22 protein-coding genes are annotated in these 21,855 nt (G+C 54.3%); 15 read left to right on the top strand and 7 right to left on the bottom strand.

Translation table 11 applies throughout. The features are described from left to right. Nucleotides 1-155: 155 nt before the first annotated feature. The 3 genes from ABQ298_05220 to dinB form a co-directional block, all read right to left on the bottom strand. The gene (locus ABQ298_05220; GenBank protein ID MEQ9823766.1) at nt 156-731 is read right to left on the bottom strand and encodes a thioredoxin-like domain-containing protein; all 576 of its coding nucleotides are present in this window, start codon (nt 729-731) and stop codon (nt 156-158) included. A gap of 119 nt (nt 732-850) precedes the next feature. Beyond that, entirely contained in the window at nt 851-2,716 is a 1,866-nt protein-coding gene (locus ABQ298_05215; GenBank protein ID MEQ9823765.1) for a TonB-dependent receptor, read from the bottom strand. Between the two features lie 146 nt (nt 2,717-2,862). After that, nucleotides 2,863-3,936 carry a DNA polymerase IV gene (gene dinB / locus ABQ298_05210; protein MEQ9823764.1) on the bottom strand — a complete coding sequence of 358 codons (1,074 nt, stop codon included), beginning with the start codon at nt 3,934-3,936 and terminating at the stop codon, nt 2,863-2,865. Nucleotides 3,937-4,113: 177 nt separating this feature from the next. Here dinB and ABQ298_05205 point away from each other — a divergent pair, with 177 nt between their 5' ends. The 7 genes from ABQ298_05205 to ABQ298_05175 are packed head-to-tail and all read left to right on the top strand — an operon-like array spanning nt 4,114 to nt 9,684. Beyond that, nucleotides 4,114-4,584, top strand: a complete 471-nt coding sequence (locus ABQ298_05205) for an EVE domain-containing protein (GenBank protein MEQ9823763.1) — start codon at nt 4,114-4,116, stop codon at nt 4,582-4,584. Next, nucleotides 4,577-5,344: a putative 4-mercaptohistidine N1-methyltransferase gene (locus ABQ298_05200; GenBank protein ID MEQ9823762.1), complete on the top strand. Its 768-nt coding sequence runs from the start codon at nt 4,577-4,579 to the stop codon at nt 5,342-5,344. Before ABQ298_05205 ends, ABQ298_05200 begins: the two co-directional genes overlap by 8 nt. A gap of 4 nt (nt 5,345-5,348) precedes the next feature. After that, nucleotides 5,349-6,092: a VTT domain-containing protein gene (locus ABQ298_05195; protein MEQ9823761.1), complete on the top strand. Its 744-nt coding sequence runs from the start codon at nt 5,349-5,351 to the stop codon at nt 6,090-6,092. A gap of 2 nt (nt 6,093-6,094) precedes the next feature. Next, entirely contained in the window at nt 6,095-7,504 is a 1,410-nt protein-coding gene (xseA, locus tag ABQ298_05190; protein MEQ9823760.1) for an exodeoxyribonuclease VII large subunit, read from the top strand. Between the two features lie 33 nt (nt 7,505-7,537). Further along, complete coding sequence (locus ABQ298_05185; GenBank protein ID MEQ9823759.1) at nt 7,538-8,125, top strand: hypothetical protein; 588 nt, start codon at nt 7,538-7,540, stop codon at nt 8,123-8,125. Next, on the top strand, nt 8,122-8,625 hold the full coding sequence (locus tag ABQ298_05180; protein ID MEQ9823758.1) for a hypothetical protein: 504 nt from the start codon (nt 8,122-8,124) through the stop codon (nt 8,623-8,625). Before ABQ298_05185 ends, ABQ298_05180 begins: the two co-directional genes overlap by 4 nt. Before the next feature lie 24 nt (nt 8,626-8,649). Continuing rightward, nucleotides 8,650-9,684, top strand: coding sequence for a M23 family metallopeptidase (locus tag ABQ298_05175; protein MEQ9823757.1), 1,035 nt, complete (start codon nt 8,650-8,652; stop codon nt 9,682-9,684). A gap of 56 nt (nt 9,685-9,740) precedes the next feature. Here the strand turns inward: ABQ298_05175 and ABQ298_05170 are convergent, their stop codons facing one another. The 3 genes from ABQ298_05170 to ABQ298_05160 all read right to left on the bottom strand — a co-directional run bounded on the left by ABQ298_05170 (nt 9,741) and on the right by ABQ298_05160 (nt 14,444). Then, nucleotides 9,741-10,952 carry an MFS transporter gene (locus tag ABQ298_05170; protein MEQ9823756.1) on the bottom strand — a complete coding sequence of 404 codons (1,212 nt, stop codon included), beginning with the start codon at nt 10,950-10,952 and terminating at the stop codon, nt 9,741-9,743. Nucleotides 10,953-11,043: 91 nt separating this feature from the next. Continuing rightward, the gene (gene nadA, locus ABQ298_05165) at nt 11,044-12,033 is read right to left on the bottom strand and encodes a quinolinate synthase NadA (protein ID MEQ9823755.1); all 990 of its coding nucleotides are present in this window, start codon (nt 12,031-12,033) and stop codon (nt 11,044-11,046) included. 77 nt (nt 12,034-12,110) lie between these two features. Further along, nucleotides 12,111-14,444, bottom strand: a complete 2,334-nt coding sequence (locus tag ABQ298_05160; GenBank protein ID MEQ9823754.1) for an alpha-amylase family glycosyl hydrolase — start codon at nt 14,442-14,444, stop codon at nt 12,111-12,113. Between ABQ298_05160 and ABQ298_05155 the strand changes: the two genes are divergently transcribed. The 8 genes from ABQ298_05155 (at nt 14,431) to ABQ298_05120 (ending at nt 21,611) form a co-directional block, all read left to right on the top strand. Continuing rightward, nucleotides 14,431-14,688: a hypothetical protein gene (locus ABQ298_05155; GenBank protein ID MEQ9823753.1), complete on the top strand. Its 258-nt coding sequence runs from the start codon at nt 14,431-14,433 to the stop codon at nt 14,686-14,688. The genes ABQ298_05160 and ABQ298_05155 overlap by 14 nt on opposite strands. Nucleotides 14,689-14,820: 132 nt before the next feature. After that, nucleotides 14,821-15,831 carry a hypothetical protein gene (locus ABQ298_05150; GenBank protein ID MEQ9823752.1) on the top strand — a complete coding sequence of 337 codons (1,011 nt, stop codon included), beginning with the start codon at nt 14,821-14,823 and terminating at the stop codon, nt 15,829-15,831. A gap of 72 nt (nt 15,832-15,903) precedes the next feature. Further along, nucleotides 15,904-16,419 carry a DUF456 domain-containing protein gene (locus ABQ298_05145; GenBank protein ID MEQ9823751.1) on the top strand — a complete coding sequence of 172 codons (516 nt, stop codon included), beginning with the start codon at nt 15,904-15,906 and terminating at the stop codon, nt 16,417-16,419. After that, the gene (gene lipB / locus ABQ298_05140) at nt 16,412-17,176 is read left to right on the top strand and encodes a lipoyl(octanoyl) transferase LipB (protein ID MEQ9823750.1); all 765 of its coding nucleotides are present in this window, start codon (nt 16,412-16,414) and stop codon (nt 17,174-17,176) included. The genes ABQ298_05145 and lipB overlap by 8 nt, the downstream gene beginning before the upstream one ends. Beyond that, nucleotides 17,170-18,042: a lipoyl synthase gene (gene lipA / locus ABQ298_05135; protein MEQ9823749.1), complete on the top strand. Its 873-nt coding sequence runs from the start codon at nt 17,170-17,172 to the stop codon at nt 18,040-18,042. Before lipB ends, lipA begins: the two co-directional genes overlap by 7 nt. A gap of 59 nt (nt 18,043-18,101) precedes the next feature. Next, nucleotides 18,102-19,226, top strand: a complete 1,125-nt coding sequence (pdhA, locus tag ABQ298_05130) for a pyruvate dehydrogenase (acetyl-transferring) E1 component subunit alpha (GenBank protein ID MEQ9823748.1) — start codon at nt 18,102-18,104, stop codon at nt 19,224-19,226. Between the two features lie 36 nt (nt 19,227-19,262). Next, the gene (locus ABQ298_05125; protein ID MEQ9823747.1) at nt 19,263-20,237 is read left to right on the top strand and encodes an alpha-ketoacid dehydrogenase subunit beta; all 975 of its coding nucleotides are present in this window, start codon (nt 19,263-19,265) and stop codon (nt 20,235-20,237) included. Nucleotides 20,238-20,258: 21 nt separating this feature from the next. After that, complete coding sequence (locus ABQ298_05120; GenBank protein ID MEQ9823746.1) at nt 20,259-21,611, top strand: pyruvate dehydrogenase complex dihydrolipoamide acetyltransferase; 1,353 nt, start codon at nt 20,259-20,261, stop codon at nt 21,609-21,611. Between the two features lie 30 nt (nt 21,612-21,641). On the opposite strand, the gene ABQ298_05115 is transcribed toward ABQ298_05120, so the two are convergent. Then, nucleotides 21,642-21,855 (bottom strand): hypothetical protein (locus ABQ298_05115; protein ID MEQ9823745.1); only part of this gene is annotated, 214 nt, incomplete at its 5' end.

The following is a 21,855-nucleotide window of genomic DNA, read 5'->3' as shown; positions in this document are numbered from 1 at the left end:
AAAGGAACTAGACCGGACTTTCTGGCGAATTCCGGAAGTCGTATCTGAAACCACAAATCCAGCCGCTCGTCAAAACCCGAATTTGGGTACAGCAAAAAAGACAGGTGCACAAAACACCTGCCTTTAAAAGTTGAATTTGCTGTTCAGCCGATGACTTAAATCATGTCGCCGAGTTGCTCCAGTACCTTGGCAGGATCAACACCATTGTCATAATCTGTGTTCGCTACCTGATTGCCATCTCGATCAAACACCACGAGCCAGGGAATGTAGGCACCCGCATGTTGCTTGATGTTGCTCGAATCAATAGCGCTGAAATTGACGGCGAGCCAGGGCATCTGCTCTTCCTTCATGTAGCCATACATGTCAGCCTCCGAACGATCCGAACTGACAAATACAATTTCAAAACGCTCTCCACCACCGTTTGCCTTGTAGAATTCCACCAGTTTGGGAGTGAAAAGTCGGCATGGTGGACACCAGTGCGCAGAATAATAGAATGCAACATAAGGCGCTTCGGCAACTTCAGATACCGAGATGCTCTCCGCCTCAGCGTTCACGAGTGAGCTTTCAATGGGTGCAAGAATGGGCGAAGGAGCATCGGAAGATTGGGTCGTTGCCGATGGGCTGGCAACAACTTCCTCATCGACTGATGCATCATCGGAGCAGGAAGTAATTGCAACGAGCAGGGTGGTCGCCGATGCGAGTGTAATGACAGATTTGAGTGTGAATTTCATGGTATCAGGAAAACCATAAGGTTTACTCCACTTAACTGTTGGCACAAGTCTCTGATTGCATTTCAGAACATTTTGCGTGAACACCTTGGCCAGACGTTCAACTGAAGCTGCAAAAGCACTCAAGTTCCCCATTTCCAAGTCAGCGAAACCCACGCGCTTGTCTCTGGATTTGGGTAGCCGATGAGAACCTCCTGTCGCTTGTTTAACAGATTGTGCAGCTCAACACTGCTGTAGAGCGATGCGGCGATCTGCCAGCGCCAGTGCACAAACACTGCCGTATCGGCGGAAAGTTCCCGATTTCCCGTTGGAATCGAGGAATCCCACCTCCTCCCCGTCCAGCGCAAGGACAGCGTGAGTTCGTGATCATCATGGGCATACCAGTGAAGGCGGGTCGTGAGTTGGGCTTTGGGTCGATGCCGAAGGATTTCACCGGGGGTATCCAGATCATAGTCCAATGCAGCCACATCCATCGACCAGCGAAGCTTGGGATGCAGGTTGAACCACATGCTTGCCTCCAGTCCACTGATCTGGAGGGAATCCAGGTTTTCCAGACGTTGGCTCAGTTCCGACATATCGACCAGATTTTCATAGTCCTGACGAAACACCGATACCCTCCAGCCTGCTTCCGTTCCGGGCAGGATACCCGAAAGCCCAAGTTCCCAAGTGTGGCTGCGCTCGGCATCCAGTTCGGGGTTCCCCACCAGTCCATTGTTCAAGGCAAATAGGCTCGGTGCCTTGAACGCCTCCCGAAAGCTGAGATCGAGAGTGCTGTTCAGAAAGCGGGTTCGGGTGAGAAAACGCACGCCACTGCTCCACTCTGCGTCCAACCCCGACAGATCTTCCATTCGCTGTGAGAACTGCAAGGCATGGGCCTCACTCCAACTCAAGCCCAGCTCTGCAAAAATACTTTGGCTGTCCCTCTTCACATCATATTCGGAGGGAAGGGAAAATCCCGGAAACAGGTGTACAATGCTGCGACTCTCCGCAGTTTCCCGATGAAACGCCGTGCCGAGCACCAGGTCGATGTGCTCATTTGCCGTCCACTTCAAATCCGCTTCGGCCTGCAATCGTCGAAAGGCATCATCGAAACGATTCCCGGGAATTCCCATCGGATTGCGCGGACCACCCGCAACTCCTGGTGAATCGGAAAGCGTGTCGATCGCATACCGCCCCAGGGTTACTGACACTTGCGCATTCTCCAGAATCTGCTGCCTGTAGCGAAGACTCAGACCAACAGTGTCAGTCTCGACGGTTTCCAATTCATCGGATTCACTGTAACGTAGTCCGCCACTGTCCTCCGGCAAGCGAATCTGTTCCGAACTTGTCGACCACAGGCTGGCAACCCAGGTTCCTCCCGTGCCCGCATCGATACGGGTACGCAAAAAACCGCCTCTGCTTTCAAACTCATGATCCCGAAAACGCCCTGATTCGCGGGTGGAGTGCACACCGACCTGCGAGTCAAATCGCCCTGACTCGAGTCGGGTGACAGCGTCCCCTGAAGCCCAACCCGTCGAGGCGATGCTCCCTCTGACATAACTTTCTCCGCTCGGCGAACCCAGCTCAAATGCCAATATACCGTTGAGTGCTCCGGAGCCTTCGAGCGACGAAAGCGATCCTTTTTGCAACTGAAGGGCTTGCACAGGCATGCCTGCAAGGCTCGCAAATGCAAATCCCCCACCGCGATGATCCAGTGAGTTGTTCACCTCAATTCCGTCAATGCGCACTTTGGTGTAGTTGGGTTCGCCTCCCCGAACGATGAGTTCACTGTTGCCCGCAGCTCCCAAAGGATGAAAAAAATGAGTGCCTTCAAGAGATTGAATTGATGAGAAAATTGAGACCTGATCCCTCAATTCATCAAAAAAATCGTCATTAAAATCCTCAAAAAGCGGATTCAAGCGACTCCCATAGATGTAAAGAGGGTCCATTGTCGCAATGGTTGCTTCATCATCAGCCTGTAGCGCAAGCACACTGGCGAACAGAATCATAATGAAAAAGGGCGAAAGAGCATGCTTCATTGTGCATGATCATAGAGCACGCTGCTGCATCGTAAAGCATTCTTGAATACCCATTTCCTGGAACGTTTCAAAAAATGCTGTATTCAGTATTCAACCGGAACGCAAACTCCCCTGCCCTACTCCATCGAAGCATCACCTGGCATGAGTTCCAACACCATCTGATCATCAGGCGGGGAGACAGCTGGTGCAAAGCGAACACCCACTCCAAGCAAGCGAACTTTTCCATTTCCGCGATCCCACGCCTGCCTGAGCAGTGTTTCGAAATGCGCGGGATCGATCTGATGGCATGCACCAGCCCGTGTGGTCGTTTGGAAGTCCGAGAATTTGAGTTTTACAAATCCTGTCGTGATGCGCCGTGAACGGTGTCTTGAACGCTCAAATTCCACCGCAAGTTCATTACTGAGGCGTCGCAATTCCGATACGGCCTGTTCGATCTCCTGCAAGTCGTTCGCAAAGGTCGTTTCTGTGCTCATCGATTTGCGTTCCCGTTCAACCACCACTTCGCGAGTGTCTACTCCCCGACAGAGCCAGAACAGGGACTCTCCAAAACTGCCGAACTCCTGCAACATTTCCAATTCACTGAGTTGCTGCAGCTGCCCGCATGTTTCAATACCGCGAGAGGCCAGTCGCTCTCGCGTGCGCTTGCCGACCCCCCATATTTTTCCCACTGGCAGTGTCTTCATGAACGCGTCCACCTGCTCCGGAAGCACTGCAAACTGCCCATCAGGCTTGCGCCAGTCACTGGCAATTTTTGCGAGTAACTTGTTGCCCGCAATTCCGGCTGAGGCCGTCAATCCGGTTTCGGCGCGGATGCGTTGACGGATTTCCTTGGCAACGTCCCAGGCATAGCGATCAGTGATTTCAGAAACATCCAGATACGCTTCATCGAGCGAGAGGGGTTCGATGCGTTCAGTATAGTCCGCAAAAATCGAGCGAATCCGTTTCGATTCAAATTGGTATTTTTCAAAATTTGTCGGAAGCAAGATGAGCTGCGGACAGCGCTGCAACGCCTGAAAGGCGGGCATGCCGGAATGGCAGCCAAACTTCCTTGCGTGATAGTTGCACGTCGTCAGCACTCCACGCGCACGAGTTCCGCCCACCGCAACGGGTTTCTTCGCCAATTCGGGACGATCCCGGATCTCGACCGCTGCAAAAAAGCAATCCATGTCGATGTGGATGATTTTGCGCATGCTGGGCATCAGTGTGCACGAAACAAAGGTGAACACAAGTTCATTTTAGTTATCGCCATCTCCATCGTTGGAAATTCAGTGCTGCTGCTTTCCAGAAATGCGAACATTCGCATGCGGGATGCATTTCTTCAAAGGTAAGATTTGAAATGACTTCAACATGCACTAAGAATCCCTTTCATGGCTTACTGGCTCTTCAAAACCGAACCCTTCCAATTTTCGTGGGACGATCTCAAAACATCGGACCGACAAACCACCACCTGGGACGGGATTCGAAATTACCAGGCCCGCAACTTCCTGCGTGACAATGTCAAACTTGGAGACAAGGTGCTCTTCTATCATTCCAGGGTGGATCCTCCGGGTATTGTGGGTATCGCAGTCGTGACCCGTGAGGCCTATGCCGATCCCAGCGCATGGAACCCGAAATCTCAGTATTATGATGCCAAATCCTCTCCCGACAACATTCGCTGGTTGATGGTGGATGTAACTTTCTCCCAGGATTTCCCGCGCATGGTCACGTTGGAACAGATGAAAAACGAACCCGATCTCAGCGACATGCTCGTCGTCAAACGCGGGCAACGCCTCTCGATCCAACCCGTTGAAGAACGCCATTTTCGCAAAGTTTGTTCCATGGGAGGGTTGAATGAGTGAGTTCTATGAGGATGCGGATGTTCTCTCGGAATACTTGCTTTTCCATTATGGAGATCCCGAAACAATCCTGCCCTGGAGTTTTGGTCCTTCGCAAAGTGTCGATTTTCCAAGAAGAATCGCGCATCAGTTCCAACACCTCTATCCCGAAATTCCGGCAAGCAGCTCACAGCCGACACGCGCACTGGATCTGGGCTGCGCCGTCGGGCGAAGCACTTTCGAGCTGACGCGATGGTTCGACGAGGTGGTTGGCATCGACTACTCTCAGGCGTTCATCCATGCCGCCTCCCGACTCAAGCAAGAGGGTTCGCTTCAATACCGCTTCCGCATTCAGGGTTCAAGATTTGAACCGGCTCAGTGCACAGTGCCCGAGGGATGTGATGCCGCTAAAACCCGCTTCATTCGGGGAGACGCAATGAATCTGGCAACTTTTTCACTCGGAGAATTTGATCTGATTTTGGCAAGCAACCTGATCTGCCGTCTTCCGGATCCCTCGCGTTTCCTGCAAGGACTCGCCAGCTCGCTCCGCCCCGGTGGTATGCTGATCTTGTCCACACCATATACCTACCTCGAATCGTTTACTCCCCCATCCTTGTGGCTGGGCGGACGGGAGGATGGTCCATCTGCGGAAGAGGCTGTTACCGACGTGCTGAGCCTGCATTTCACACAACTGGAAGCATTTGACCTGCCCATGCTGATTCGCGAACATGCACGAAAATTCCAGTGGACCGTTTGCCATGCCAGCGCCTGGAAAAAAATCTGACACCATGACTTCGAATCTTTGGACTTCGTTCTCATCCCAGCTCAAACGTCCGCAGACACTGCTCGTATTGGCTGTGCTCATCACGATGGCTGCATCGGGAATTTATGCCATGCGGGTAACAGGGATCAGCCCTTCGGATCTCAAAACGCTGAGCGATCAAATCATTGAATCGATTGCAGATTATCCATTGCTCGCCTTTCTTGCAGTGCTGTTTGTGGCGGGACTTCCGCTGCCGCTGAGTCCCTTTCTCGTGCTTGCCGGTGCACTCTACACCCACCGATATGGCCTTCCCACTGCCCTGTTGCTGTGTTATTCGGCAATGGTTCTCGGTATGGTTTGGACCTATTTTGTATCGGCATACCCGCTGCACTCGCTTTGCCAGCGCGTAGTGGCACTGTTCTCGCGCAAGCTTCCGGAAATCCCCGAAGAACACAAATCCAAGGTCGCCCTGATCATTCGCATCACTCCGGGAATTCCGTTTTTTGTACAAAACTACTTTCTCGGGGTATCCAAAGTTCCATTCTGGAAATACCTCTTCATTGGCATGGCTGTGCAGGCGCTCTATACTCCGGGCTTTGTCATCGGTGGTGGAGCCATCTTCGAAGGCAAGCTGGGACTTGCCCTGGGTGCCATTGCCCTGATCATCGTCATGGGAATCACCATTCACTGGCTGCGATCCCGTATGGCCAACAAGTTGAAACCCGTGCCAGAGAGTCCCGATCCATCCCACTCCACCCCTAGCCTCTGACTGTGAATCCATCTCCTTCACCCGATCAAATCCGCACAGTCTCCGAGCTGACTTCCCAGATCAAGCGACTGCTCGAGGGAGCGGTTCCGCCATCCTGGGTGAAGGGTGAAATTTCCAACCTTCGTTATCAATCGAGCGGCCACATTTACCTCACGCTGAAGGATGCCGGAGCACAGATCAGTGCGGTCATGTTTCGTGGAGATGCATCGCGCCTGCGCTTACGTCTCAAGGAAGGCATGGAGGTGTTGGCTTTGGGGAATCTCAGCGTCTATGAACCACGTGGTTCCTATCAATTGATCATTCGGGATTGTGTGGAGGAAGGCGCCGGACGCCTTCAGGCTGAGTTTGAACGGCTTAAGAAACTTCTGCAGTCCGAAGGACTTTTTGACGCAGCGCGCAAACAGGCACTGCCCCTCCTGCCCCGCACCGTGGGCATTATCACTTCACCAACCGGGGCTGCATTGCGTGATTTTGTGAGCATCCTCAAGCGACGCAAATGGATGGGTCGCATCGTGCTCTTTCCCGCAACCGTACAAGGCAGCGAGGGTGCGGCGGATATTGTGGATAAGTTGAAGTGGGCAGAATCGTATGGCGAACTCGACCTGCTCGTCATCGGCCGCGGAGGTGGAAGTGTTGAGGACCTCTGGAATTTCAACGAGGAAAGTGTCGTGCGAGCGGTGGCTTCCTGTGCGATTCCGATTGTATCAGCGGTGGGTCATGAAATCGACTTTGTGCTGACTGATTTTGCCGCAGACCAGCGCGCCGAAACCCCAAGTGCAGCAGCAGAACTCATCTCCAGCGGGTATCTGGAAATTCAACAACGGCTGCAACAGTCAACACTCGCCCTGCGACGTCAGCTTGCCGTCGGCATGCGCCAACACTTGCAGCGACTGCAGCATAACCGCGAGCGTCTGAGGGGTGTCACTCCGTCTCGCATGCTCGAAAATCGCCATTTGCGCCTGGATGAATTGCAGCAGCGCATGGGTTCTCGCCTATCAAGCGCCATGCATCGCTATCGCCATGAAACCCACCTCGCCGCTGAACGCCTGAAAAACCTGCATCCCTCACGTCAGTTCCTTCAGCGGCGCGACCAGTTCACGTCGCTGCAGTTGCGCCTGAGCAGGGAAGTTCGTCATCAAATGGATCGCAGGGCACAACACATGAGAGGCTTGGAAAAACGTCTCGAAGGACTGGGTGTTGACAATGTTCTTCGCCGGGGTTTTGCGGTGGTCCGTGATTCCAAGGGCAAGGTAATGACTCATGCAGGCTCGCTGAAACATCAACAACGCATCACATTGCAGATGCAGGATGGCGTCCGGAAGGCCCAAATTGATTCAAGCGAACAGCTCGATTTTTTCCTGGGACACGAATCCCAAGGCAAACCAGACCCTCAGGGACCAACGAACACTTGATTCCCGTGCGGCTTTCCTTCATCTTCAAGCGAGATGATCACGGAGTGGCAGATTCAATCCTTCTCACGAAAATGCGCTCATAGCGGCCAAACCTTCCAACCCGGAGATCAGGTCGTTTGTCTGCTTGTCGAAAGCGCAACACAGGGCCTCATTCGTCTCGATGTGCTCGAGTCCGTTGCAGAACAACTCTCGCTCGACGGCCCAATCGTTGGACGCTGGTCCCGCCGAATCAAGGAACCCGACACCACTCACTCTGAGGAGCAGAAACAGCAGGCACAATCGGTAGAGGAGCTGTTCCTCTCGATGGCGGAATCCGTCGAGGTATCGATTCGCTCCAATTCCACGAAGTGCATGATCTACATTTTGGCCCTTTTTCTCGAGCGCAAGCGCATCCTCAAATCCATTCCATCTCGCGGCATCCCCCAGCACTATCTCAATTTTCGCCATGTAAAATCCAAGCAGGAATACCTGGTTGAAGCGGTGGAAATGAATCCCGAAAACATGGCTCACATTGAAAAAAACCTGAGCATCCTGGGAGGTTCTGACAGTTCGGATGATGCATCCGCAGCGGCAGAGCAAAGCGATGATGCCTCAAAAACTGCAATTCCGGAGGCATCGTGAATCTCAAGTCCATTCCCAGGCATGCCATCGCGCGCTCTTTGCAATGCATCAGCCTTCTGATGCTGCTGGCGGGTTGTGCTACAGGTCCGAAGGCTGACCCTCAGTTTATTCCCAATTTTTTCATCGAAGCACGGGGTTCCGAACTCCGAAACCCCAGGGTGACGAGTGTGCAACTGCCGATCAGCGCATCGGTGATCCAGATCAAGCCCGTTCCAAGCATACCCCACTTTGATCTGCAATCGGTTCAGTTAAAACAGGGAACCATGGGTCCGTATCTGGAGTTTGCGCTAAATCCTGAATCGCGCCTGCGCCTCATGGAGCTGTCCGGAACATACCGCTCGAGGCGTCTCGTGCTCGTCGTGGGTTCCGAACCCCTGGGCGCCTGGCGCATTGACCGCATCATCGAAGACGGAACTCTCGCGATCCATGTTGAGGTGGATGAGGGCGAGCTTCCCACGCTGGTTCAAAACATTCAGAAATCGCTTCAGGCACAGCCTTAAACTGACCCTCTGCCCTTGCTATTCATGGTTTCGCAACAACAAAAGTGGTGGTTTTCGGGCATCGCTCTGTTTGCCTGCAGCATTCTTTTCACAGCGGCCTCGGATGTGTCCACCTACGGAAGTACGCTCGTTTGGCCAACACCCAACACGGCCTTTCTCAACGGAGAGCATCCAGAACACTACTTGCAACCCACTTCATCCGGAAGGCTGGCATCTGCGGACTGGGGCTGCACTCGCAATGGCGGAAGTCGCTTTCATGAAGGAGTTGACTTAAAATCAGTGCAGCGCTCTCCCGATGGTCGCAGTCTGGATGCGATCGGTTCCATCGCAGCCGGAGTCGTGGCGCATGTCAGTCGCACTACGCAGCACAGCAATTATGGCAAGTATGTGGTGATCTCTCACGTCGGACAGGGTCTCGAGTGGGTTTCACTCTACGCCCATCTCGAGCAAATCGCAGACTCCATCCGGCCTGGCGTGCGCGTGCGCGCAGGAGATGTTCTGGGAACCATGGGAAACAGCTCATCCAATATCCCCATTCCCGTTGCCAACGCACACCTGCACCTCGAAATCGGGGTCAGGCTCAACAGCAAATTTGACAGTTGGTATGCCTTACAGGGATTTGAAACCCGCAACTGGCATGGCTCCTGGAACGGGATGAATCTGCTGGGTCTACACCCGCTGGAGTTTTTCAACTATTACCTCGATCACCCCGGTGCCCCGTTTTTTGCCTACTTCCTCACAGAACCCGTCTCGTTTGAATGTTGGATCCACTTCGAAAAACGTCCCGACTTTCTGGAGCGCAACCCGGTTTTTCTGCGCGGTCAACCCGCTCCTGCAGGACCGAGCTGGTACCGGGTCGGCTTCACCTGGTATGGCATGCCAGTGGAATGGATTCCGGCTGAAGCATCGACTCTCGACCGACGTCTGGATCCCGATGCCGTGCACGTGCATCAGCTCAGGCATGAAAAACCCTGTCGCAACTGGATCGATGAATCTCCTGCGGGTCTGGTGCCCACCTCGCTGTTGCTTCGCCACATCGAACTCCTGAAAACCCACTGAGCCAACTCGGGTCTTACTGCAACCTGAGTCGCCTTCTCTCTAACGCAGAATTCTTGTCAATACGATGCCTTCAGGCGTGGGTGTCGGGTCAGCGGAAGGTTGATCAGAATCGAAATTCCGGCAAGTGCCGACGCAATCAAGGCAGTCTGCACCGGTCCCAACAGCGTGATTGCTGCAAACCCGAGAAAGGGTGACAATAGTCCCCTGACACCAGTGGTTGCGGTGTGCACGCTCATGTAGGAAGCGGATTTCTCTGGTGGTGCAATTTTTGTCACCCACAGGCTCCAGGCAATGTTGCCTCCACCATGGGCAAAGCCGGTTATCGCCATGGAGATTGCCATCGGTTCAAAACTTCGACTCATGAAAAACATCAGGATGCCGACCAGAAACATGCCATTGAGCAGGCTGCGAAGCACCAGCATGTTGACCCGGTCGAAAAAATACCCCCAGATCCGCGTGCTCAGAATCCTGCAGATCGAGGGGATCACAACGACCAACAACGAAATTTCCGCATTGCTGAGATTCAATCCGTAGCTTGGCGAGGCCAGGTATTCCACGCGGAGTGGAATCGTCATGAGATTGGCGAACCCGATGAACATCCACGAGGCCAGCATGCCACCAAACAGGCGGTCCTTCCAGATCAACGAAAAATGCTGCAGCGGTGATCCATGATGCTTCGCCTCCACCGGCGGAGAAGGCATGAAAAACGCACAGGCCGCACTGGCAAAAGCAGCAGCGGCGATGATTCGCAGAATCCAGCGAAATCGCTCCAAATCCACATCAAGCCACTCCCCCGCCCAAAACGAAAAAACGACGGCTGCTGCAGACGAGATCATGAAAAATACGGCGATACGCTGCCCGCGCTGCTGCGCCGTGTAGTTGTTTGCATAGGCAAAGATCATGAACGTTGGCACCAGCGCAAACACGAGCATGCCCGGACCCAGCATCGCAAAATACCCATGAAATCCCTGCGCATAACTTGCTCCGAAGACCCAAAGTCCGCTCAGTATCCACAAAAGCGATGCGATGCGGGTTGCGCGAACCCTCAACCGCCATGCAACGGATAACACGATCGGACTGAGCAAAAAGCCGACTGAAATCGAGGCGGGGATCCATGCTTTGAAAAAGGGATTGGGGTCAAAGACCCGAATCGCGATCAACAGCACCAGTGCATGCATGCCGGACTCCAGCACTCCGGCAAAGGGTGCACGCATCAAGTCCAGCGTGTAGGTGCGATTCGCAATCGCCCGTTTTTCAGGTGTGATCAAAACGAAAAATGTCAGCCTTCCTCAACAAGGCAGCGAAGACCCACACTGCGCACTCATATATGCCCGGTCAGTAGCGGGCACGCAAGAGGACTCAGCGGCTCCAGTCCAGCATGCGCTGGATCGGCAGGCGTGCCTTGTCGATAAGGTTTGCAGACAGGTGAATCTCGGGACTGAGTGTCTCGAGGCAAGCATGAAGTTTTTCGAGGGTGTTGAGTTTCATGAACCGGCAATCGTTGCAGGCGCAGGTTTCGGTCGGACCCGCAATGAAGGTCTTGTTCGGAAGTTCCTTGCGGAGTCGGTGCAGCATCCCGGTCTCGGTCACCACGATAAAGGTATCACTATCGTCACTTCGACAGAACTGCACCATTTTTTCCGTGCTGCAAACTTCGTCCGCAATATTGCGAACCGTTTCAACACATTCCGGGTGAGCCACCACTTTTGCCCCGGGATGGTCGAGGCGGATGCGCTCGATCTGTTCTTTGGAAAAGAGCACGTGCGCGTAACAGCTGCCCGGCCACAATTTGATGGTGCGGTTGGTTTGCCCCGCAACCCATTGCCCGAGGTTTTGATCGGGCACAAAGAGAATGTCCCGATCCGCAGGCACCTGCTCCACGATGCGCACCGCATTTCCACTGGTACAAATGACATCGCTCAGCGCCTTTACTTCTGCAGAACAGTTGATGTAGGCCACCACGTAGTCGTCCGGGTAGCGTTCGCGGTAGGCAGCGAGTTTTTCCGCAGGACATGAGTCCGAAAGCGAACAACCCGCATTCAGATCGGGCAAAATCACCCGCTTCTCCGGGTTGATGATTTTTGCAGTTTCCGCCATGAAATGCACCCCGCAAAAACAGATAACCTCTGCATCCGTCGACGCTGCCTGGTAGGCAAGCCCGAGGGAGTCTCCGAGATAGTCAGCTACTTCCTGGATTTCGGGAATCTGGTAATTGTGCGCGAGTATGACTGCGTTTCGCTCTGTTTTCAGACGCAGAATCTCCTGCTGCAGTGACGAAAGTCCGGACGCACCCGTGGTTGCGCGCGCGGATAGAATCATGGGTTCGATGTTGGGAAGTGTCGTGGCCATCTGATTGCTCAATGAACCGGACATCCTGAAGCATTCAACTCCGGAATACAAGACCCTGTGCGATCACTCTCGAGCACCTAGCGAATCCAGAGTCCACAGGTGAGCGGTGGCAGTAGCAGTTTGCCGTCCTTCCACCTCAGGCGCGCACTCGGAAGTCCATGAATCTCAAAACGGAACTGGTCTGCGATCTGGGTAGCTCCTTCGATTCCCATACCCTCAATGCTGCAGGATTCGGCGTGCAAACTCGGATTGATCGCATAAATCAGCTGACGTTCGCCATGCTGATGATTGGCATTGATCAATACTGCCAATCCCCGTCCTCCATGCTCCGCATGGGAAAAGCGGAAATAGTCCTCATCCGGATGGAATTCGAGCCGTAGTAACGATCCCGCATCCGAGAGGCGAAACGCGATCCAGCGCCGCACGTAGTCATGGGTATTTGAAAACGAGATCAGTCGGCTGTAGTCCATCGCATTGATGTCGCCACGCTGGTAGGTGTTGCGCACTCCACGCTTGCTGCGCAGGAAATCCTGTCCGGCCGAAATCATCGGTATACCCAGCGAGATGAAGAGCATCGAAAACATCAGGTGCGTGCGCCGCATGTCATTGAAGGAGGGGTGAGATCCATCCCGCTGCCCATTTTCGGTGATGAGATCCATCCAGCAATAGTCGTCGTGGGACTCGGAATAGTTGACCGTCTGCGCGGGAAATCGCGTCAACCCTTCCGGGGAACCTTTGAGGTGCCAGGCGAACTGCTCAGGTGAGCCATCGCCTCCGAGGTATTTGACAAAAAAGTCGCGGTAACTGTCATTCCAGGACGCAAAACCCGTGAATTTCAGCTTGTCCGCAATGTGCCCGCGAAAACTCCATGGTTCGGCGATCAGGATGACGGAGGGGTTGATTGCTTTGAGTTCGTGCTCGATCTCTTCCAGCACACTACGCCCGATCAGTTCGCCTAGATCGAAGCGAAAGCCGTCCACACCCATGTGGGTCATGTAGTATTTCAAACTGTCGATGATCAATCGCTTGGCCATGGGAGAGCGGCAGCGCAGGTCGTTCCCCACTCCACTCCAATTGGTCAGGTTGAAGTTGGAATCCACCTCATAGTAGTAGTGTTTGTCGATTGCATACAAGGCATTGGGAGAACCCAAGTGGTTGTAAACCACATCCAGAATGAAGGCAAACCCCGCCTCGTGTGTGGCCGCTACCATGTCGCGAAACCCTTCGATCTGTGAACCATTTTTCGGGAAGCGCGCATTGCAGCTGGCGGGGCTGAACCAGTTCACCGGCATGTAGCCCCAGTGGTATTCATCCTTGGAGTCATACTCAAATTCGTGCAGGGGTTGAAACTCGATGGCATTGACCCCGAGCTGCCGCAGGTAGTTGCCCTGATCACGCAGCCATTTGCTCATGCCCCGAAATTGCTGACGCTCGGTGTTAGAGAGTGGAAGGAAGGAATTCGCCATCAGGTCGCGCAGGTGCACTTCGGCGATCACCAGATCATGCCACATCGGCGGGTGATAAGTGGAATTGGCCAAGGGCTGCGTCGACGGATCGACGATGATGCCCGGTCCTTTCGAAGATGCCATGGCGCGGGCATAGGGATCGACGATAGGCAAGGTGCCGTCAAAGCAGGTTGAGCCGTCATGGTTGATGCCATCAACGTAGTAATAATAATAGTGTCGATCCCAGTCCCTCGGAAGTGCAATTTCCCACGAGCCGTCCTTATTTTCCTTCATCTCATGGCGCTCCCGTTTTTCCTGTTTGAGGGATTTGAACAGTTCGAGCGTCACCCGGTTGGCGCGGGGAGCAAAGAGGCGAAACACCAGCAATTCTCCCTCGCGTGAGACTCCCATTGGCAAGGAAGACTCGAGCGAGAGGTAAAACTCCGCATTCGAAATCGCAATGCTTTCGTGAAAATTCGGGTCCTTCCAATGCAATGCGATGTGCCGGTGCAGGCTGATCGATTCATCAGTTCGAAGGTGAAAGACATGTCGCCCGCTCTGGCGCAGATTCAGCATAAAATCACTTCCCTGATAACGATTTGGGACAAGGTTCGGCGCATTTTCGGGCACACTCAGCCAGCGGTGTTTTTCGGAGACAAACCGAAAGTAGGACGTGTATTCCCCCTTCAATTCCGAAACTGGCACATCCACGACCAGCACCGGATTTCCATTCATCTCATAGGGACACAAGCGGTAGGCCTGTTTGCCAATCGCTGCTTGCCAATCGTTGAATTGCCCCGCCACATACACGCTTTCATCCACGTCCAGCGATGGGTGAACCGTAGGATCAAGCACAAAGCGAATCTGGTCCCCTTCAATGCAGTATCCCGACAGTCGCGCTATCTCGTAGGGATGCACTCGCTCAATCTCAAAGCGGATGGAATCGGGTTCCATGAAAAATGGCATGCGGAGCGATTCCGAATCCCAATCCTGTGTCAAAAACACCATCGCGCAATTGGTGCTTTCCCAAAATGCTTTCAAAAAAATCTTGTCATCCATAGTTGCTGCAAAGCGTCATCCCGAGCTGCAAAGCTCTGTTTTAACGGCACGTTTTCAACTTGTCCGAATCTCGGCTGCTCGCAAGCGAAAGCGTTGTTCTCCACTTTCCTTTGCCTCACATCAGGTTGAACGTCACTTCCATGTGATGTGAGCGGATTCGATGCCAACCTTCAAATTTATCGAGACTCAGCACAATTCTTCCTTCCCCAATGGCGAGTTGTTGTTTATGAACTGCGTTGATCAAATCGCAATTTCACGCAAACGGACAAACTGGACTGTATCAATGATTGGCCCTCTGAACTACAAAACAAATCCATTCGCCCAATCAATTACCAAAGAAGAAATCAACAAACTGCCGCTGGTCGAATATGAGGGACCCACAGAATTGGTCCGCGAGGCACAGGAGTTGACCATCGCCCTTAAGGAACTGCGCCGCGAGAAGATCCTGGGGTTTGACACCGAAACCCGTCCGAGCTTTCGAAAGACAGATGTCTACCTGCCCTCACTGCTGCAGCTGTGCACACGCAAAAAGGCATACTTGATCCAGCTCAATCGCATTGAGGACAAGTCCGGCATTGCAGAGTTATTTGCAGATGCAAGCATCACCAAAGCAGGCGTCGCCATAAGGGATGATTTGGCCGGTCTCATGAAGCTCTTCCCCTTTGCCCCCGAAGCTTTCATCGACCTTGCCGACTTGGCGCGAGTCGCCAAAATCAACAACACGGGCCTGCGCAGTCTCTGTGCCATCCTGCTGGGCAAACGCATCTCCAAAAGTGCGCAGGTAACCAACTGGGCCAAGGACGAACTGACTCCCAAGCAGATCACTTACGCGGCCACGGATGCGTGGATCAGCAGGGAGCTTTTTGAGATCTTTCGCAAAGCCGGCTACGTTCGAAAATTCAACAAATCCCTCTCCGATACACCGCGCCTGAATTCCCAGCTCAAACGCAAGGTGGAGCGATTGGGCATCGAAACCATCAAATATCACCTGTTTTTCTGCGGTGGTGCACAGTGTGGGAAATGCTGCCACGCGGATAAAGGAGCAGAATCCCTCAAATATTTGCGAAAGCGTCTGAAAGAACTCGGACTGAGCAACGACCCCAAGCCCGTCGTCGCCCTGACTCCTGTTCAATGTTTTGACATTTGCCAGAAGGGACCCCACCTGCTCGTGCAGCCCGACGGAGTCTGGTACATGAGCTGCACTCCCGATGTCATTGAACGCATTCTTCAGAATCACTTGCTCAACGGCAAGCCGCTCAAGGAACACACGCTCGCCGTGAGCCGTCTGAAGTAACGCGCAACACCAATCCCTCTCCTCAATCAAGCAGGTTGCGTTGCTCCGCCATCAACAGCACATTACACTATCATGAATTGGGACTGGATACCGGATTTTCTCAGCTCGGCCCCCTTTTGGGCCATGGCGATGCTGTGGCTCTTTTTTCTAATCGGATTTGTCCTGACGATCCTGCCTGTGGCTCCCGGCAACTTTGTCGTGCTAACGGGCATCGTTTTGCACCGCCTGTGGGTGCCCGACCACTCCGTCAGTTGGCAGTTTATCCTCATCATGTTGGGTCTTTCCCTGGTCGCCATGGCTGGTGACTACGCGCTGACCTACTGGGGGGCGCGGCGATTCGGAGCCACCTGGCGGGGCGGACTGGGAGCCATCGTCGGCGGATTGATCGGTTTTTTCATCCCACCTCCCCTCTTCTGGCTGATTTTCGGACCGCTCATCGGGGCCATTCTCTTCGAACTCATCGGGGGACAGGAGTGGCGCAAGGCGGGTCGGGCAGGCTTTGGTTCCTTTCTCGGGGGTGTGGCAGCCATGTTGTTCAAGGTGGCAGTTTCCGCGATGATGATCGTCGGTTTTTTCATGTATGCATGAGCCTGCTCCAGCCCATAATGCAGTGGAGGAGCAGTCCGGCACAAATCCACCCCGTTCCGTCATTCCGAAGATTGCGTATTATCAAATCGTGCAGCAAGATCAGTCTCACATGATTGGCAATACGGTAGATTGGGGGCGCACTTCCTACAAAGAGGCCTATGACCGGCAGCTGCTTTGCGTAGCCGAGCGCATCGCTGGTGAGCGCGGCGATACGCTCATTTTTACCGAGCACTCCCCCGTTTACACCATCGGAAGGCGCAAGAATGCCGAACAACATCTCAAATGGGGAGCAGCATTGCTCGAACAGGCTGGCATTGCCGTGGAAATGACCAACCGTGGAGGCGACGTCACTTACCACGGCCCCGGCCAGTTGGTCGCCTACCCCATCGTCAACCTCGCCCATCACAAGGATCTGCACCGCTACCTGCGTCATTTAGAAGAAGCCCTTATCCGCACCCTCGCCCATTTTGGTCTGTTCGCCAGCCGGAGGCAGGGAATGACGGGCATCTGGCTGGAGAAGCGTAAGATCGCTGCCATGGGAATTGCAGTGAAACAGTGGGTCACCTACCATGGTCTCGCACTCAACGTCGATCCCGACCTCGAACACTTTGCCGGAATCGTTCCCTGCGGCATCACCGACGGAACCGTCACCTCCATGGCTGCCGAACTGGGTTACATACCCGATATGGCCATGGTCAAGCACCTATTAGAAGTTGAATTCTGGGGGATTTTCACTAACTATGCGAACCCATGCTGAAAAGTAAGCCAAAGTGGTTGAAAGCCAAGTTGCCGACCGGTGCGATGTACCGGGAAACGCGCGAGACCGTAGAGCAGAACCAACTGCATACAGTTTGCCAGAGCGCACAGTGTCCCAATATGGGAGAATGCTGGTCCCGAGGCACCGCAACGGTCATGATTCTCGGCAACATCTGCACGCGCTCCTGTCGCTTCTGCGCGATTCAAACCGGTCGTCCGACGGAACTCGACCTCGGTGAACCGGTGCGCGTGGCTCTGGCTGTCGCCAAAATGAATTTGAAACACTGCGTGGTGACCTCAGTGGCGCGCGATGACCTCAAAGATGGTGGCGCCTCGATCTGGGCCGCCACGATTCGTGCGATCCACCAGCGCTGCCCACAAACTGCTGTGGAGGTGCTCACCGCCGACTTCCGGGGCAACATGGATCATCTCGATATCGTGCTCGATGCCAAACCCGAGATTTTCAACCACAACATGGAGACCGTCGAACGCCTGCAGCGTCCCATCCGCAAAACCGCACGCTACGACCGCTCTCTCGCAGTGCTCGAACATTCGGCCAAGCGCGGATTTCCAACCAAGTCCGGCATCATGCTCGGCATCGGTGAGCAGCAGGAGGAAATTGAAGATGTGCTCACCGACATGTACGATGCAGGCGTACGCATCGTCACCATCGGGCAATATCTGCAGCCAACCCCGGATCATGTGGCCATCGACCGCTGGGTTACCCCTGAGGAGTTCGAGCACTGGAAATCCTGGGGGCTTGAACTCGGATTTGACGTCGTCGAGTCCGGGCCGCTCGTGCGCTCCTCCTACCAAGCTGACGAGCAGTCAGCCCGCTACCGCAAGCCCGAGCGCAGCAGTGCCTGATGGGGCCGCGCTTTTTCAGCTTTCAAACCTTTCACAACCGAAATACTTAATCAGCAATCGTGCCTACCCAAAGAGTATCTGAACGTTCCAAGGAATTTTCCATCGCCGCGCGCGAGGAGGTCCTCGAACACAACAAAAAATACGGAAAAGACCCGATCAACAAATCCCTCTCGAAGGAGGAGCGCATCCATCTGCTGCGCGAGATGATCCGCATCCGGCGATTTGAGGAACGCACCCTTCGCGTTTACCAGCAGGGCAAAATCGGTGGTTTCCTTCACCTCTACATTGGCCAGGAATCCATCGCCGCCTCTGTGGCATCGCTCATGGGCGAAAACGATCACGTGATCACGGCCTACCGTGACCACGGCATCGCACTCGCCGTCGGCATGTCCATGAATGAATGCATGGCCGAGCTTCAGGGCAAATTCACCGGTTGTTCCAAGGGCAAGGGTGGCTCCATGCACTACTTTGCACCCGACAAGCGCTACTGGGGCGGTCATGGCATCGTGGCGGGCCAGACTCCACTCGGACTGGGCCTCGCCTATGCCCTGAAGTATAAGGGTCTCAAGGGCTGCGCTGTCTGCATGCTCGGCGAAGGTGCCGTCAACCAGGGTGTCTTCCACGAGTCGCTCAACCTTGCCTCCCTCTGGCGCATTCCCGTGGTCTATCTCATCGAAAATAATGGGTATTCCATGGGTACGAGCCAGGAGCGTTCCTCCGCAGCCGATGTGTTGGCCCAGCGCGCAGAGGCTTACAAGATGGGTTGGTATGCCGGCAACGGAAATTCCGTCTACGAAGCGCGCTCCATCCTCAACAAGGCAATGACTGATGCTCGGGAAAACCAGACCCCCAGCATCGTCGAGCTCTGGACCTATCGCTATCGCGGACACTCCATGTCCGATCCCGACAAGTCCTACCGCACCAAGGAGGAGATCGAGAACTATAAGAAGAATAAGGACCCGATCACGCTCTACGAGGAAACCCTGAAGCAGGAAGGTGTGCTCACCGATGACCTGCTCAAGCAGATCCGCGCCGAAGCCACCGAGGAGGCCGAGAAGTCGGCACAGTTTGCGGACAAGAGTCCCTTCCCTCCACAGGAGGAGCTGATGTCTGACATCTATTGGGATACCGACCATCCCGATCAAAAAATGGCGGAGGGTACCTTCTTTTTTGAAACCCTCTGAACCGCAGCGCCAATCCAGCTAACCATTCATACTTTCATGCGTAGTATTACCTATCGTCAGGCGATCAACGAAGCCCTTGCTGAGGAACTCAAGCGGGACGAAAACGTTGTGATCATCGGAGAAGAAGTTGCCCAGTTTGATGGTGCCTACAAGGTCACCGAAGGACTGCTCAAAAAATTTGGCGACAAGCGGGTCGTCGATGCCCCGATCAGTGAGGCCGGTTTTATCGGCATGGGCATCGGTGCCTCCATGCTGGGCATTCGCCCGGTCATGGAGCTGATGTTCTGGAGCTTTGCCTACGTGGCATGGGACCAGATCATCAACAACGCCGCCAATGTGCGCTACATGTCCGGCGGGCAGATCCATTGCCCCATCGTCATTCGCGGCCCCGCCAATGGTGGCACTGCCGTCGGTGCGACACACTCCCATACACCCGAAAATTTCCTGGCCAATACACCCGGCCTCAAGGTGGTCTGCCCGGCAACGGCCTATGACGCCAAGGGTTTGATGAAGGCCGCCATCCGCGACAACGATCCGGTCATGGTCATGGAGAATACCATTCTCTACAACGACAAGGGCGAGGTCCCCGAGGAGGAATACCTGGTCCCCATCGGCAAGGCCGATGTAAAGAAGGAGGGTTCCGATCTTTCGCTCATCGCACACGGGCGAGCCGTCATCACTTGTCTCAAGGCCGCCGAAATCCTTGAGGAGCAGTATGATATCTCCGTCGAGGTTGTGGACCTGCGTTCGATCCGTCCACTCGACGAGGAAACCATTCTCAAGTCCGTACGCAAGACTCACCGCGTTGTGCTCGTTGAGGAGAACAAGCCCTTCTGCGGAGTGGACGCCCAGATCGCTGCTCTGATCCAGGACAAGGCCTTTGATGACCTCGACGCTCCGATCAAGCGTGTTTCGGCCATCGATGCTCCCCAGATCTACAGCATGCCGCTCGAGAAACTTCAAATTCCGGATGCACAGCGTGTGGTCAAAAAGGCCGCCGAAATCCTCTAACTTGCAAACCCATTACACATCATGGCTGAACTCATTGAAATGCCCAAACTCAGCGATACCATGTCCGTCGGGACCATCGTATCGTGGCTGAAAAAAGAGGGCGACAGCGTCGCTTCCGGAGACATGATCGTCGAGATCGAAACCGATAAGGCGACCATGGAAATGGAGGTATTTTCCGATGGCGTCCTGCTCAAGCAGTATGTCAAAGCAGGTGGACAGGTCGCCGTGGGCGAACCCATTTGCGCCATCGGAAATAAGGGCGAAAAGGCACCCGATGTAACCCCTTCCGCTGGTGATGAACCCGCGAAGGAAGATGCAAAGCAGGAATCCAAATCCAAGGAAAAACAGGAGGAAGCATCCTCCTCCGCGTCCCCATCTGATTCGGGTTCCAAGGCGGAATCCTCCCAGGCAAGCAGCTCCGGTGGGTCGCCATCATCCGACACTTCAAACAGCAGCGATGGCAAGCGCATCAAGGCCTCTCCGCTCGCGAAAAAGATCGCTGCGGAAAAGGGAGTCGACATCGCACAGGTGAAGGGTTCAGGTCCCGGTGGTCGCATCGTTCGCAAGGATGTGCTCGAGGCCGCTGAGAAGGGAACCGCTACACCCAGGGCGGCGTCATCCGCTGCGGGTACGGCAGCCAGTGCCCCCGTTTCAGGTCCAGGCATTGGCGAAACCGTCGATCTGCCAGTCAGCAACATGCGTGCTGTCATCGCAAAGCGCCTACTCGAATCCAAGACGCAGATCCCCCACTTCTATCTCGATATCGAGGTCGATATGGGGCCGCTGCTCGAGATGCGTTCCTTGATCAATGCCAAAACCAGCTCGCTGCCCAAAGAACAGGGAGGCTTCAAGTTTTCGGTCAATGACTTCATTCTCAAGGCTGCCACCGAGGCCCTGCGCGAAGTTCCCGCCGCCAATGCATCCTGGATGGGAGATCACATCAAACAGCACGGTGAGGTGCACATGGCCTTTGCCGTCGCGGTTGAGGAGGGTCTCGTTACACCGACGATCAAGAATGCACACCTCAAGGGGCTGCGCCAGATCAGTGCCGAGGCCAAGGAATTGATCGCCAAGGCGCAGAACAAGAAGCTCAAACCTGACGAAATGTCCGGCTCCACCTTCACGGTGACCAATCTGGGCATGTATGGCATCCACAGTTTCTATGGCATCATCAATCCGCCCAACGCCGCCATCCTCTCCGTCGGTGCCACTGTTCGCAAACCCGTGGTCAACGCCAAGGGCGAAATCGTTCCCGGCGACCGCATGCATGTGGGACTGAGCGGCGATCACCGCATCGTCGACGGTGCCGTCGGCGCACAGTATCTCAAGGCATTGAAGGAAATCATCGAAAACCCTGCGATGATGCTGATCTGACACACTCCATTCACTCCTCACCACTCCACTTCAAAACGGGAAGGCTCTGATCGGATCCTTCCCGTTTTTGCGCTCCAGTTCATATAAGCTCAGCGTTCGAACAGGAAGAGTCCCAAAAATTGTTAAAACTTTGAGGTGGTTTCCCGCCCCCAAGCGACCAAGCTTGGAGGCAGCAAAACTAACAAGATAAGGAAACCACCATGGAAAACAGTGACCTATTGGAACGTCTGCATCAAGCGGATTC

The sequence above is a fragment of the Puniceicoccaceae bacterium genome (assembly GCA_040224245.1).
Classification (GTDB): Bacteria; Verrucomicrobiota; Verrucomicrobiia; order Opitutales; family JAFGAQ01; genus JAKSBQ01.
Note: the sequence above shows the minus strand (reverse complement) of the source record. Positions and strands in the feature narration are given on the sequence as shown.